Annotated in this window: 9 protein-coding genes; 6 read left to right on the top strand and 3 right to left on the bottom strand. The window is 37.8% G+C overall.

Features of this window, described 5'->3' with window-relative positions:
* Positions 1-3 precede the first annotated feature (3 nt).
* The 3 genes from tyrR to bcsE all read right to left on the bottom strand — a co-directional run bounded on the left by tyrR (position 4) and on the right by bcsE (position 5,121).
* Complete coding sequence (gene tyrR, locus EU510_RS15650; RefSeq protein WP_149594262.1) at positions 4-1,560, bottom strand: transcriptional regulator TyrR; 1,557 nt, start codon at positions 1,558-1,560, stop codon at positions 4-6.
* 188 nt (positions 1,561-1,748) lie between these two features.
* Positions 1,749-3,329 carry a cellulose biosynthesis protein BcsG gene (gene bcsG / locus EU510_RS15645; protein ID WP_149594261.1) on the bottom strand — a complete coding sequence of 527 codons (1,581 nt, stop codon included), beginning with the start codon at positions 3,327-3,329 and terminating at the stop codon, positions 1,749-1,751.
* 169 nt (positions 3,330-3,498) lie between these two features.
* The gene (gene bcsE, locus EU510_RS15640) at positions 3,499-5,121 is read right to left on the bottom strand and encodes a cellulose biosynthesis protein BcsE (RefSeq protein ID WP_149594260.1); all 1,623 of its coding nucleotides are present in this window, start codon (positions 5,119-5,121) and stop codon (positions 3,499-3,501) included.
* Positions 5,122-5,235: 114 nt separating this feature from the next.
* On the opposite strand from bcsE, the gene bcsR reads away from it, so the two are divergent.
* From bcsR to EU510_RS15610, 6 genes are read left to right on the top strand one after another with little or no spacing between them, the layout of a single operon-like run.
* Entirely contained in the window at positions 5,236-5,439 is a 204-nt protein-coding gene (gene bcsR / locus EU510_RS15635) for a BcsR/BcsP family cellulose biosynthesis protein (protein ID WP_149594259.1), read from the top strand.
* Between the two features lie 8 nt (positions 5,440-5,447).
* Positions 5,448-6,164 (top strand): cellulose biosynthesis protein BcsQ, encoded by a 717-nt coding sequence (gene bcsQ / locus EU510_RS15630; protein WP_149594258.1) that lies wholly within the window; start codon positions 5,448-5,450, stop codon positions 6,162-6,164.
* Position 6,165: 1 nt separating this feature from the next.
* Positions 6,166-8,835: a UDP-forming cellulose synthase catalytic subunit gene (gene bcsA / locus EU510_RS15625; RefSeq protein WP_149594257.1), complete on the top strand. Its 2,670-nt coding sequence runs from the start codon at positions 6,166-6,168 to the stop codon at positions 8,833-8,835.
* Entirely contained in the window at positions 8,828-11,074 is a 2,247-nt protein-coding gene (gene bcsB, locus EU510_RS15620) for a cellulose biosynthesis cyclic di-GMP-binding regulatory protein BcsB (RefSeq protein WP_149594256.1), read from the top strand. Before bcsA ends, bcsB begins: the two co-directional genes overlap by 8 nt.
* A complete protein-coding gene (gene bcsZ / locus EU510_RS15615; protein ID WP_149594255.1) occupies positions 11,074-12,204 on the top strand; it encodes a cellulose synthase complex periplasmic endoglucanase BcsZ in 1,131 nt (376 codons plus the stop codon). The genes bcsB and bcsZ overlap by 1 nt, the downstream gene beginning before the upstream one ends.
* Complete coding sequence (locus tag EU510_RS15610; protein ID WP_149594254.1) at positions 12,195-16,013, top strand: cellulose synthase subunit BcsC-related outer membrane protein; 3,819 nt, start codon at positions 12,195-12,197, stop codon at positions 16,011-16,013. The genes bcsZ and EU510_RS15610 overlap by 10 nt, the downstream gene beginning before the upstream one ends.
* Positions 16,014-16,051 lie beyond the last annotated feature (38 nt).

The raw sequence follows: 16,051 nt of genomic DNA, 5'->3' as shown, positions 1-16,051 counted from the left end.
CAATTACACTTTTACTGTTTTTCGATTAATCCCGTAATCACGTAACTTATTAGCTACAGCGGTGTGACTTAGGCCCAATCGCTTAGCTAACTGACGTGAGCTTGGGTAAGCGGGGTAGAGTTTACGAAGTAAAGTCGCCTCAAAACGTTTAACAGCTTGATCTAGTGAGCCTTCAAAATCAGACTCTAAATACCCTAAATCATGAGTAAAAGTTGGTAACTGCAAATGCTCTACGCGAAGCTCGCTATCATCTAGTAACGACACTGCACGGTAAATGGCATTTTCCAGCTGACGAACATTTCCAGGCCACGGATACTCTTGTAAAAAGCTTAAACACTCTTGTGATAAAACAGGAATTGTATGACCATTTTGCTGTGCATATTTTTGAATAAAATGCTCTGCAAGTGGCCCTACATCTGCTTTTCTATCTCTTAGTGGCGCTATTTCTAAAGTAAGTACGTTTATACGGTAGTATAAGTCTTCTCTAAAAACCCCTTCTTGTACCATTGCAGGTAAGTCTTTTTGAGTAGCGGCAACAATACGTACATTTACTTTAACTTCGTTCTCATCGCCTACTTTTCTAAACGTACCATCTTGTAAAAAACGCAGTAACTTAGTTTGTAGTTGAGTCGACATTTCGCCAACTTCATCTAAAAATACAGTTCCACCATCAGCTTGCTCTAAAACACCACGCTTTGGCGCTGCGTTTTCTTCGTACCCGGCATAACCAAATAATTCAGACTCAGCAACATCATCAGGAAGCGAAGCACACGACAGCGCAATAAAAGGCTTAACAGAGCGATTAGATGCGTAATGACACGCTCGAGCTAATAACTCTTTACCTGTGCCAGTTTCGCCAGTAATCAAAATAGGGGCTTCTAGTTGCGCCATTTTGCGTGCTTCGCGCACAACTCGGCGCATTGCCGTACTAAAGTTATGAATAGTAGCAAAGCTTTCTTGCCCGTAGCGTCTAAATGCACTGACCTGCTGCCCTAAGCGGCTTTGCGATTTAATGTTAATAACCGCACCCGCAAGCACATCACCTTCACTACCTTGAGGGACTGCAATTGGTAAAATGTCTGCAATAAAATCTTCACCCGCCACTTCAACGCGCGTGGTTTGCCCAAGCACTTCTTTACCTTCTAGCCAACGCGTAAAGTTAAACCCTTTAAGTAAGTTATTAATATTTGCACCAATAACTTCTTTTTCAATTAACTGTAAGTCCTTACATGCTGCATCGTTACATAAACGCACCCAACCTTTAGCATCAATAGAGATAACGCCATCAGGCAATGCACGTAGCAAAGTATTTAATTCGTTGTGTTCACGCTCAGATGGTAAAAACGCAGTGGTACGTACGTCATGTACGCCGTCGATTAAACGTATCGATGGCATAATTTTTTGAAATTGTTCAAATTCTATTTCGGGAAAACTAACGTACATACGACAATTTACAGAATCGACTTCAATTCCTTTTAAATCAACGCTGTAGTTAACTAATATGTTAAGAATTTCTTGAGCAATACCAATTCGATCAGCACAGTGAATATCTAGACGCATACATCCTCAAAGAAGGAAAAACTATATTAGCCGAATAATACGCTAAGTCGCTTTGAGAAGGTAGCTTATTGTAAACATTTTTGGACGAAATAGACTACTAAAGCGATAAGTTGAAATGCAATTAAGCGAAGAAAAACTGCACTGATATTTCACTATACCAGTGCTGTTTGTTAAATCTTATTACAAGGCTACTTACCTTGTGGGTAAGCTGACCAATCACCACCATCTAATTGTATAAATGGTCGTTGGTTAACATACATCATTATTGTGCCTTCATTTTCAGCAATTTTAGGTGCTTTAGGTAGGTTTTCAAGTAAATTAGCAACACTATTATTCCCACCAAATACATCAGTCTGCAGCGCCTTACTTACCAGCTCTGAAAGCGCAAAGTAACTTGTTGAATCATCCACCACAATTTGCGAGTAGTTTTGTACATCAGGGCCTATAAATTTAATTGCTACAGGTACCGACACAATCGCTGGGCTAGGGATTTCACGTAAACCTGCAAACTGTACTTTGTCACCTTTTAAATTAGCACCATGTTCAGGCACTATCATTAACATAACGTTGCGACCACGTTTTTCTAATTTTTTTACAAATTGGTTTATATCAGCAAACAAATTTTTATGTCTGATTGGGTATGTCTCTTTACTATTCACCCTTGGTTGATTCTCTAGCTGATTACCATCATGTAAACTTGTGGTGTTGTAATACATTGCACACGGCTTACAATCTTCAGCTTGCTCTAACCAACCATCCAGCACAGCTTCATCTGAGTAAATAGGGCTATTATCAAAGCCTCGAAGCGCCACTGGCATTGAATCTATATTAAATGGCGTGCTATCTAGGCCACCGTACTTATTTATTAAACCTTTAAACTCATCAAAATGTCCGTCGTGATTCATCACAACATTATTTTGATAACCTAGTTTCTCTAGGTTTTTAAACAAGTGGCATTGTTCAGGTGCTTCTTTAAATAATGCTGTTTGACTCGTTTGCCCACAACTAGCGCGCAGCAGTCTTACCGCAGCGGGTCCACTGTATGACGTAGCCGAGTTAAAGTCTGAAAACACCACATCAAAGTCTTTATACATATCAGTAACACTTACACCAATAGCATTTAAATCAGCAACAGCCATTGAGCATATGTTCAAAATAATTACATCAAACAGCTCACCATTTACTTGGTTTGGAAAGTGGCTCATTAATAAGCTTTGTTGTTGATAAAAATCAGCGAGCTTTTGATCGGGAGATTGCGCTGCCTGAGTGATCACTTGTGTTTGAGGATTACTCTGATTTTGGGTAACCGGTTCAGGGCTGGCCACACTATTAACAAATTGTGATTGAGAGTCATCTCCTTGCCACCCTACAACTAACAGCCCAACAATAGTCACGGTTGTAAAACGTATCCATTGCGATGTATACCAAAAACATACACTAATTACGAACAAAGCCAACAACATATCAATGTTAATAACACGAGTTAATAGCTCGATAAAGTAACCAAAACTAAAATCTTGAACGTTACCTGCTTGTTTGGTCAACCTGTTTATTGGTGGCAACCATGAGTCTTGATAAAGTAACACCACAGCAAACACAGCACCTACTATATGTTTTGCCTTCTCTATTAATGGCTGTTTAAATTTAATCGCAAGCAATGCAGCAAAAGCAGCATTAGTTAGTACATTAAAATCAATTGCACCGTAATAAAACAGAGCAAACTTAACTAAAAAATAAAGGTTCCAAACCCCTAAACCTGATAATTTCACTGCTTATCCTTTTTTACTGTATTTGGTGTATAAGGCTCTAGTACTTCATGTTTAAAAGTAAGCTTATAATAATATTTTGTTATTTGAGATAAAATGTATTTGCCTAGCATACAAAGCACCGCACCAAGCACCATTGCAAGAAACACGGTAATTAAAAGCTGATTCATACTCATAAGTTATCTCTTAGTTTCATTATAAAAGGCTTAGCATCTGGGCGGCTTTTACTAGAAAATTCTGGGGTGTTAATATTTTCAGTAACGCTGTTTGCTATATCAGGTGCAAATTTATAGCTATCATTCTCAGCAAGTTTTTGCGAAAAATCTACAACACTCTTACCTTTATAAAATCGCCTTAACTGTTTACATTCTTGTTGAATGTAAAAGTGGTCAGAAATTATATTTTGCTGTACAAAAAAATCACTCGTTTTTAATTTAAACAAATGCTTGATTGCATTATCAACGTCATTTTCTCTACAAGCATGCAAATATAAATAAACTGTATTATCTGCAATGCTAAATACATCACCTTCGCGCTTAATATGAAATAAATGCAAAGGATGAATAGGATCAATTCTTGGTAGTAGTTCAAGCTTCACTAGCACACCACTCACACCTAAATTAACAGCTGAGTCACTATGAATTTCTACTTGTTTAGTAAACTCAATAAAAGGTAAATACCCTTTCGAAAAGGTATTTTCAGTATATTTTAATACATCCTCAACTGAGGGAGGTAAAGGTCTTGAAAACTTAAAACCTTGAATAGATTGAACTTGTGAAAGCAAACGCGAAGGCTCTGAAAAGCTATACAAAATTAGATTTACACCCAAGGTTAAAAATAAGCACTCATCTTGATGGCGAATAACACCATCAACATTTTGAATAACAAGCTTTAACCAGCGCCCACAGTTTTTTCTAAGTTCAAAGCACTGCTTACCTAATAGCGCCAAGTCGGTGTAACGCGTAACTGCAAAAATTAGCGTGGCTGCTTCTACTTTTGGGCCTTTATTAAATAAATCATTATTATCTTTTACACTTTTATAGTGCATCGGTAACTTAGTACCTTCGGGCACAGCACTTTGCACGAGCCAAACATCATCTTCATCGGCAAAGTCTGAGCTTTTAAGTGTTTTACCTTCGCTTACTATTCCAGTTTGAACAACAAACTGATTATTACTTAACAATAATTGATAGTCTCCACCAGCAATAACTCCCGTGCTATGACGCCAATAATCATATTCAAGCACTCGAACCGCAGAGTCGTTATCAACAAATACCAGCCCATCAAATACACTGTTTAGCCGTCTTACTAAAAAGCGATAATTAGCAATATCAGGCCCAGATATTAAAAACAATAATGTAGCACCCGTCTTTTGAGTGAAGTTTTTATACTCTTTCATCATCAGTTCTAAGCTTTTTTCGTCAGCACTATTTAGCTGTGTTGTACTAAAGTGAACAAAAATAAGTGCTGTGTTTAGGCGTTTATAAGCACTAATTTCTTTTATAATACCTGAATTGATTCTCTCGATTGAGTAATGTTGAGTCTCTGAGGCCAACGAAAAAGGGTGTACTCTGTTATGCTCGTAAGCTAAATTTAACGATGCAGAAAAAGAAGAATCAAAAAATGATTCAACCTCTTGGGAAACTATATATATATCATTAACCAAGCTTTGGTTAATTGAATGTAACGCCAACTCAATTACAAAATTGTCTAAAGGGGCTAAAACAGCATAACTTGAAGCCGATTTTAACTCTTTTGCAGCAGGCTCTAATCCCGTTATGTTAAAGTTATGCACTTAAAACGCCCTATAAAAAATACTTTTTTACTAGTTTTAACCGTTATTCTATATATAATAGCCAAATATTGTCCACTTTTAATCAAAATAATTAAAGTAACTGTAAAGGTAAGAATGAATAACTTGACGCCTAAAAACTCACAAACGTTAACATCAAGTGACATAGAAAACCTTGCACTACGTTTTGGTGGAAAGAGCAATGACTACATAGAAATTGTAAACAAACAGCAAAATAATAATACAATTAATAAGTACGCATTACTTAAAGAAATAAACAACGAACTAAACACACAAGTTAGTTCAATTAACGATAGGTAAAACATCCGTTGCAAAGAGTTTTCGTTAAAGGTATCAAAGGCGGTTTAGGCACTACCTCTGTGGTTGCAAATTTAGCGTGCGTGCTAAAAAAGTCTGACGTTGACGTTATTGCAATCGATCTAGATGCAAAAAGTGACCTAGGTTTACATTTTGGCTTGCCATGGAAATATACCAAAGGCTGGAGTAATGAAGCGAGCTTTGAAGATGCACTTGTGCATTTTCATCAAGATGACGATGGCATTATATTTTTACCATTTGGTGACAGCACTGATACTAGCATCGATAACATCACTAAAATGGTAAACAGATACAAAAACCTAAATTATAACGAAGAAGCATGGGTGATTTTTGACTGCCCTGCACATATTAACCTTTCCCACTATCCGTTAGAGAAAAACGATATTGTGATTGAACTGGTTAATTGCGATGCCATTTGCCATAGCTTAATTTATAGACGCCTACAAACACTTAAAAATTCAGATACTGATTGGAAGCATTACTTTTTAGTTAACCGTTATAACTCTGCATCCACGTTAGAATTTGACTTGTTTTCCCTATGGCAATCTACTCTTCCCCTTATGGCTCCATTTTTTATCAACAGTGATGAAGTAATTAAAGAGTCAACCGCATACAGAAATGTAGCGCTTAATTGCGCGCCATATAGTGTCGCAAACGATGACTTTGAAACTCTAGCTGGTTGGCTGGTTAGTAAAGCGGCCTTATAACATGAGCATTACACTATTTTATCAGCGCCCTATTCACAGCACTTTATACTTGCTGCTGAGCATTCTATTTACTGATAAGTTAGTCAGGTACATTTTATTTAAGTTTCATAGCTACTTTAATCAACATAAAGTAAATGTAATTGAAGCTTTTTTAATGCCTTTTATTACGCTTTTAAGCTCACTGTTTATAAATATTAAACAGCATAAAATCAGCTTTGAATATACCCTTTATGACTACTACCCTCATTTAAGGTTGCCTTACCGAACCTACATTTACTCAAATATATTACGCTTTATTATACAAAGTGTTTTTTTAGTATTCTTTAAAAACCAGCTTAAATCTAGTTCTGTAAAAGAAGATGCTGTTAATTATTTTTATGACGGTGTTAGCTACCTTTTAAGACAATTACGTTGGTTTGATTTAAAGCTAGGTAGATTATTAAAGCGCCTACTATCAAAAAACAACAAAGGCCCTAAAAAAAGTGCGTTTAAAACCATGGCGGATGCGCGTGTATGGCAAAATAAACTAGTCAAATACGTCATTCTCGCGTTTATTCTATTTTTATTAGCAATATTTATTACAATTCCTTTTAGCTTGGAAGCTCAAGCCGTTTTTATAAGCTTCATTTTACTAGTTGCGTATGCGCTTAAACGAGTAAAAGGCCAAATGGCAACCATTGTCATGATTACCCTGTCAGTAACTACGTCTTCTCGTTACTTGTGGTGGCGTTACACCGAGACTTTAAATTGGGATGATCCACTCGCACTTGCACTAGGTGGTGGCTTATTACTTGCTGAAACGTATGCCTGGCTTGTACTGATTTTAGGTTTTTTCCAAACAATTAACCCGCTTGAGCGAAAACCAGTTCCTTTACCAAAAAACACTGACTTATGGCCAACAGTTGATGTGTATATTCCAACTTATAATGAGCCATTAAGCGTTGTAAGGCCAACTACTCTGGCTGCTCTAAGCATCGATTGGCCTGCAGATAAACTAAATGTTTATATATTAGATGATGGTAAGCGCCCAGAGTTTAAGGAATTTGCAGCCGAGATTGGAGTGGGTTATTTAGCTCGTACAGATAACAATCATGCTAAAGCAGGTAATATGAATAGCGCTATGCGTTATACCGATGGCGAATATATCGCAATTTTCGATTGTGACCATGTCCCTGCTCGCTCGTTTTTACAAATGACAATGGGACAGTTTTTAAAAGACAGTAAAGTGTGTTTGGTCCAAACACCGCATCACTTTTTTTCTGCCGATCCATTTGAGCGAAATCTTAATAACCACAGTCAAATCCCTAATGAAAACATGTTATTTTATGGGCTTATTCAAGACGGAAACGACATGTGGGATGCAACCTTCTTTTGTGGCTCTTGCGCCGTATTAAAACGAGCTGCGCTTGATGATATTGGCGGTTTTGCGTTTGAAACAGTAACTGAGGATGCTCACACGGCACTTCGCATGCAGCGCGCTGGTTATAAAACTGCTTATATAAATATCCCACAGGCAGCAGGTCTTGCTACCGACAGCCTGTCAGCGCATATAGGTCAACGCATTCGCTGGGCGCGTGGTATGGCGCAAATATTTAGGCTTGATAATCCATTAATGGGTAAGGGTTTAAGCATTCCTCAACGATTATGCTATATAAACGCAATGCTGCACTTTTTATCGGGTATTCCTCGTATTGTATTTTTAACAGCCCCTTTAGCGCTAATATATTTTAATGCATATATAATTTATGCCCCATTTTTAGCTATTTTTATTTATGTAGTGCCGACATTAATTCAAATAAAAGCGACTAACTCACGTATTCAAGGTAAATACCGTTACTCCTTTTGGGGTGAGGTGTATGAGTCAGTGCTTGCTTGGTACATACTAAAACCAACTACCGTTGCTTTATTTAATCCCAATAAGGGTAAATTTAACGTAACCGAAAAAGGCGGTTTAAATGATGAAGAGCATTACGATTGGGGTATTTCAAAACCGTATTTAATACTCTTACTTATTAATTTACTTGGTATATTAGTGGGTGTATTACGTCTATTTTTAGGTGACCCAAGCCAGATTGGCGTACTTATGATAAGTATGGGTTGGGCTTTTTATAATATTATAATTTTAGGTGCTGCGGTTGCTGTTGCTGCGGAAGCACGCCAAGTTAGGCATTCACATCGTATAAAGGCAAACTTCCCTGCCGGCGTTCGTTTAGCAAATGGTCATACTTTAAAAGTAAAAATAACGGATTATTCAGATAACGGCGTAGGCATAGAGACAGATCACGCGCATTTATGTCGTGTTAACGATAAAATTGAATTATTAATGAGTCGCGGTAACAAGCAATTCTCATTCACTACTTACGTATGTAATACCCGTAAAAAACAAATTGGCCTTACACTTAAAGATTTATCTCTCGAAAAACAGAGAGCTTTTATACAATGTACCTTCTCAAGAGCAGATGCTTGGCTAGATTGGCAAAATAACTTTAGACATGACCGTCCATCGTATAGCTTCAAAGAAGTACAAAAAACCAGTTTACGGGGCTTTAGTAATTTATTATTTCATGCTCCAAGAGCGTTACAACCAGTTATTAAGTTAATGACTAATATTGTCATTTACATAAATTCATTTACTCCAAAAAAACCGATAGTGCATAATAATTATGATTAAAAAGTTACTTAATACATTACTAACATTGTTACTTATTAGTAGCGCATATAAAGTGCTCGCTATCGAGCCTATGCACGACAAAACTATGTTTGTAAACGGCTACCCTGAGAGCGCTCAGGTTTCTAGTTTACGTCTTAGCTTTGAAAAGTTAGGATTCAACGACTATAAACTCGACGGCGTGAATAATAATTCTCGAGTCGATTTCACAAATAGAATTGATAAATTGAGCACTAATTTAAAGCTTAACTTTTCGTATACTAATTCCCCTTCATTACTGGCTAATGTATCGCACTTAAAAGTTTATTTTAACGATAACTTAGTCACTGTTTTACCTATTAATGAAAAACTAAGTGTTGTAAAAAACACAGTAAGTCATAACCTAGACCTAAATGCTAAATACATTCAAGACTACAACCAAATTCGCTTTGAGTTAGTTGGTTACTTCGACTTACAATGCCAAGATTATTTTAGCCGTTCAATTTGGACTGAAATAAATAAATCAAGCAACATCACCCTTGACCAAAAACAGTTAGCAATTGATAGCCGCCTTGAATATTTACCAGAACCATTTTTTGATGCTAAAGATTACAACAAATTAAACCTACCTTTTGTATTTGCAAACACGCCCAATACACAAGCAATAGAAGCCGCAGCCACTTTATCAAGTTGGTTTGGCGCACAAGCAGACTGGCGTGGCGCTAACTTTCCCGTAGTTTTAAATAAAGCACCAGAGCAGCACAGTGTGGTGTTTATTACTAATGACTCAAAACCTGATTTTTTAAAAGATTATCCAGATGTTGAAAAGCCAACCGTCGAGCTAATTTCAAGCCCTATTCACAGATACAATAAAATGCTGCTAATTTTGGGGCGTGACGAAAAAGACTTAAAAACAGCGGTTACTGGTCTTGTGTTTGGTCATAAAATTATGACTGGCCGAAGTGCGAGCATCGAAGCAATTAACAAACTCCCACTGCGTAAAGCTTATGATGCGCCGAGATGGCTTAGAAACGATCGTCCGGTGCACTTTGACGAGCTTATTGACTATCCAACTCAGTTACAGGCTGAGGGACTTAACAACGGTCCTATAAAACTAAATGTTCGTTTTGCACCTGATTTATTTACTTGGCGTGAAAAAGGTATTCCTATTACTTTGCAATACCGTAATACGCCAGAGAGCGAAACCTTAAATTCACGTTTAAACATGTTAATAAACCAAGAGTTTATAAGTGGTTTTTTACTTGATAAAAAAGACACATCGTTAACTACCGCTAAAACCTTGCTGCCTTTAATCGCTAATACAGACACAACGCAAAGCGCTGAAGACTTTTCATTGGATGGTATTAACCTTGCCAGCCGAAATGAGTTAAATTTTGACTTTAGATTTGCAGTACTTAAAAAAGGCGAGTGTGCCATTGCTCCACCTGGTGGCGAATACGGAGTAATTGATGGAAACTCCAACATTGATGTAAGTGGGTTTGACCATTACATAGCTCTGCCTGATTTAAATGTTTTTGCAAACAGCGGATTCCCATTTACAAAATACGCAGACTTACAACAAACTTTAGTATTGATAGATGAAGTTCCATCACCTAAAGCGCTATCTGTGTTGTTTAATTTAACAGGCCACTTTGGTGCTATTACAGGCTACCCCGCTCATAGAATAAGTGTTGCTCATTTAAATCAAAATGCCAACTTAGATGATAAAGACATATTGGTAATCGCCAAACCTAATAGCATTGCTAATAACTTAGATGAAGATGCGCAAACCAATATCCTGCTTGATAATAATCAGCGCGCTATAAAACAAGCTATATACAATGGTGCTTACGATGAGCAGACAACAGATAAAGTTGAAGTTAGTATAAAAAGTAGTGGTGATATGGCCGTTATTACAGGCTTTCAATCACCGTTTGATTCAGAGCGTTCAATTGTATCGCTTAGTGCAACATCACAAAAAGCCTTTACTCTACTAGATGATGCGTTAATGAGTTCACAAGCTCTTGCGCAAATTAAAGGCAGTGCTGCGGTCATAAACTCTCAAGGCATTAAAACAATTAAAACTGATGAGCAATACTTTGTTGGCCACATTCCTGTACATACCCTAATTTGGTTCCATTTATCGGATCATCCGTTTGTATTGGCACTGTTGTCTATTTTAACACTACTGCTGATCTCATTTATTATATGGCGATTACTGCAAGCATTAACATACAAGCGCTTAGCTGAAGGAGATAAGTAATGAAGTCACTCATTAATGTATTTTTTACCGTGATTGCATTATTTACCTTTAATGCCAATGCACAAATAGAGCAATGCCAACCATGGGATGCATGGCAAACGTTTAAAAGTAACTTTATAAGCCAGGATGGCCGCGTAATTGATTTAGGTAGCGAGCAAAAAGTCACAACCTCAGAAGGCCAATCTTATGCGTTGTTTTTTGCTGTTGTAGCAAATGACAAAGCAATGTTTGACCTAGTGCTTGATTGGACGCAAGAACATTTATCAGAAGGTGATTTGAGCACTCGTTTACCGGCATGGCAATGGGGTGTTAATAATCAAAATATTGGCGGAATTTTAGATTCAAACCCTGCGTCTGATTCTGACTTATGGATAGCATACAGCTTATCGCAAGCAGCTATTCTTTGGGATGAGCGCCGCTACAGCATATTAGCAGCTGTACTTGCACAGAGAATAATGCGTGAAGAAACCGCTTATATCTCGGGCCTAGGTTTATCATTACTACCTGCTCCTACAGGTTTTGAATTTGATAATGAACGTTTTAAGTTAAACCCGAGCTACTCACCATTATTTATTTACCAGCAGTTTAAAAAACTCTACCCACACTCGCCTTGGCAACAATTACACGAAGGCTCAGCAAAGCTAATTTTAGATACAGCAAAGCAAGGTGTTAGCCCTGACTGGGTAATGTTTGATGCGAATAATGGCTTTTACTACGATAAAAAAACGAGCGATTTGGGCAGTTATAACGCCATCAGAGTATATTTATGGGCAAGTATGATGGCAGATAACGCTCCTTATAAAAAAGAGCTTTTAGCGCAATTCAATCCTTTTATAGAAACAATTAATAAACGTGGCTACGTGCCTTTAAATACTTTTTCTAAGTCAGGAAAATCTGAAAAAAGAGGCCCGTTAGGCTTTAACTCAGCTTTATTACCTTTACTAGCGACTAATAGCGATAATTCTACAGTAATGGCAATTCAGCAAAAACTAATGGTTGATAAATCATTTACCCAGACTCGTTATTACGACAGCGTGCTTAACTTGTTTGGTACAAGTGCTTTAAATAAGCGCTTTTCAATTACAGCAGATGGGACGCTACAACCGGTATGGAGCACTGAATGCCGTTAAGGTTTGCCCTCGCTTGCACATTAGCGCTTAGCTCTGGATTGAGCGCTAACACAGTCAACGATATTGATACGCAATCTGTTGATTGGTTATTAAGCCAAATAAGTATTGGTGAAGCACAGCAAAATAAAAAACTAGTTGAAGATAGCTTACGAAAGCTAGTCGCCATTGCCCCTGCCCGGATAGAAACACAGTGCGCAGTAGCGCGTTATGATTTTGCCAATGGCGAATCTGCGAAAGCCAACCAGTTATTAAATAAAATAGATAATGGGCTTACCAAACAGACCCCGTGCGTTGAAAAACTAAAAGTACTTTCTCGTACTGAAGGTAAAGATAAATCTTCAATTCAAGAAGCTAAATTACTGGCTCGTGCGGGTCGTTATAAACAAGCTCGCGAAATCTACAATAATATTTTTAAAAACGTTTACCCTACATTAGATTACGAGCTTGAGCATTTAAGTTGGTATGGGCAAGACAGCAGCCAATGGGAAAGCGTTAAAAAAGGCTATGAAAAATTAGCTCAAAACTACCCAAGTATCGCGCAAATAGAAGTCGCTTATGCACGCCACTTACTTAGGCGTAATCTGACAGATAAAAAAGCTATTGATATTTTAAGTAAATATGGCGCAGGCCCTACTTTTATTAATGAAGTAGAATATATTTGGCTTAGTGCTTTGCTAGAAATGCCCTTAACAGATGATACAGTTAAGCAGTATCAACGCTATTTCACGCTTTACCCTTTTAGTAGTAAGGGCGAGTTACAATATCAAGATTTTCTAAAAGATTATAAAAAACGCCAAACACTGCTTGCCGATCCTGCCTATCAGCTTTGGGTTAGGGGCGATAGATTACTTGAGAAAAATAAACTTGCCGCCGCAGAGCCTTTGCTTTTAAAAGCCTTAAGAGGTCGTCCGCAAGACGGCGCTATAATGCGAAGCCTTGGCACACTCTATTTACGTCTTGGTGAAAACCAAAAGTCGTATCAATATTTTACTCGTGCGCAAAAATTTACAGCTGAGTTCGCCGAGCGTGAAACACTGCAAGAATTGGCAAAAACAGCTAAGCTTTGGCTTTATATTCGCGAAGCTAAAAATGCTATTAATAATAAAGAGTTTAAAACTGCTAAACTTAAGCTAGATTTAGCCGCTACCTTAGGGCAAGAAACTAATACAGTAATATATAACAAAGGTTTATTACAATTTGCTCAAGGGCAATATTCACAAGCTGCTCTTACATATCAAATTGTTTTAAAAAGTGATCCACTTAATAGCAGCGCTTTAATTGGTCTGCTTGAAATAGCTGAATTAGAACAAAATGAACAAGCCTTAACTTCTTTTTATAACAGCTTATCGTTTAATCAAAAAAAATTAGTTAAAGATTCATATTCTGTCTCTTTAAGCAGTCAGTACCGCGCAAAAGCTGATGCATTAACGCAGTCAGGCGACTTAGAGCTAGCCGAAAAAGTATTAAAAGATGCAATTGAAATAGCGCCTGAGCAGCCTTGGTTATATTACGATTTAGCCTTTATATATCAACAAAAAGGACTCACAGAAGAGGCCCGTACTTTATTTAATAATGTGCTGTGGCAGTTTCCGCTAAATCCTCAAATTCGTTATAGCCACGCGCTTTTTTTACGATCCCTTGATGATTATCAAGGTGCTATTAAAACATTGCAGTACATTCCATTTAAATCCAGAGATAAAGATATTATTGCGCTTGAACAACAGCTGCAACTTAATGAGTCTTTAACACAAAGTGAGCGCCACCTTGACGCTAAAGATAAAGCCACTGCAATCTATCATTTAAGTAACTTAGAAGCACAAAGCTTAACACCTGCCATGCAGGCTGAGTTATCGCGAAGCTGGTATCGAATCGACGAAAAAAAACACGCTATAAGACTTATAAACAAAGCACTGAAAGCTGAGCCTTCGCTTTCTCCTTATTGGCATACACTTTATGGTGAATGGCTTTTAGATCAAGGAGATGAAAATAAAACGAAGCAATGGTTTGAAAATTACACGTTACCAGAGAGCGCTACTGAAAACGAAAAAACTCAATATGTACAGCTACAAAATAGCTATATTACTGAGTATTATAATGGCAGTGATTTAATCGCTAAGCTTAACCAGCTGGATCAAAAATATAAAAATACTCCAGCAACAACAACGGCCCTTATTAATGCAAACTTAGCACTTGAACAGCGCGAAGCAGCGGTTATTTTGTATCAACAAAAAGTTCAAAACAAACAAACCATAGAGCCTCAAGCGCTTCTCGCTATTGCTAATGCATACATAGAACTTGGAGACGACTTTCAAGCAAAAGAAGTTACGCAAAAAGCGATTACGCAAACCACGCCGCAAGATGGTTACTTACAACGCCAAATCATGTCATCTCTTAATGAGTTTAATTACTCAGGGGATGCACTTTATTTAGCTAAACAACTTATTGAAAAGTCACCAAACGATCAAGAGTTACGTTATTTAGGCGCTCAAGTAGCCAGTAAGTTTAATGAAACCGAACAAGCACAATTTTGGTATGCACAAACCCTGTCACCTAATCGTACATTGAATGAAAAAGAGCTTTACGGAGCGCTTTTAAAAATAAATGAAAACGATGAATGGTATGTAAACGGTGCTAAACGTGAGCTAATAAACGAGCAAAATAAAAACCAAGCCTACATTGCTATTGGTGTTAACTTTAGTGGGCAAACAAGTACCGAAAGTGAAGCAACACTTGGTGCGGGCTTAGTCCCGATTGAGGCTTACTTTCCGCTTTGGCAAGGCCAAGGGTTTATTAAAGTAGACCCGACTACTATTAGCGCACAAACAACTCGCTTTGATGAGCAGTTCGCTGGTAGTCGCTACGGACAAGGTGCTTTATGTATTTTCACTTGTTCAGTCGATGAAGTGACACCAGAGGAAAATGGTGTAGATATAGGTATTGGTTGGCAAAACGAAAACTGGCGTGTAGATGTAGGCACTACCCCACTTAGCTTTTTAATTGAAGACTTTGTGTGGGGCGTAAATTACGCAGACAGTTTTGGCGACTTTGGATATAGCCTAGAACTTGAAAAACGCCCAGTTACGAGCTCAGTACTTTCTTATGCAGGCTTAAAAGATGTAAATACAGGTGAAGTTTGGGGTGGCGTACGCTCTACAGGTCTAACTGCTAATGTATCGCATGACTTAGGTGGAAAATGGGGTTTTTGGTCAAGTGCCGACTTTACCCTTTATAAAGGCCAAAATGTAAAAGACAACCAACGCTACCGTATGATGGGCGGTACTTATTACCGTGTAATTAGCAATCAAGAGCGTGAATTTACCGTAGGCGCTAGCTTATTACATTGGGCATACAAGTATAATTTAAGTGAAGAAACATGGGGCCATGGTGGTTATTACAGTCCACAAAACTATGTAGGCTTATCTGTGCCACTCACTTATGACGCGCGTTGGGGCGATGATTTTGTCTATCGATTAAAAACAGGTATTTCTTACTCGCAAACAAAAACTCAATCTATTGATTTCTTCCCTAACGATAGCGATTTGCAAATAGCTGCATATGATAGAGAGTCAATAACAGGTGTTGATCCTGTTTTTGAAGGTGAAACAAGTTCTGGTGTTTCATATAATCTTGAAGGTAGTTTTGAGTATAGAATAACGCCGAATTGGTTTTTTGGTGGCTACTTAGCCATCGATCGTTCTGACTTTTACGAACCAAACTTTGGTCAGCTTTATATACGTTATTACTTTAATCCTGTGTACGGAACACTTGAGTTTCCAGGCACTCCTATTGTTCCTTATGCTGAGTTTTAACTTGGCATAAGGTGATACACCGCGAATACTTCCCCTAG

Source organism: Pseudoalteromonas sp. FUC4, assembly GCF_008370255.1.
Lineage (GTDB): Bacteria > Pseudomonadota > Gammaproteobacteria > Enterobacterales > Alteromonadaceae > Pseudoalteromonas.
The sequence above is the reverse complement of the archived record's forward strand: the minus strand, read 5'-3'. Positions and strand labels throughout refer to the sequence as shown.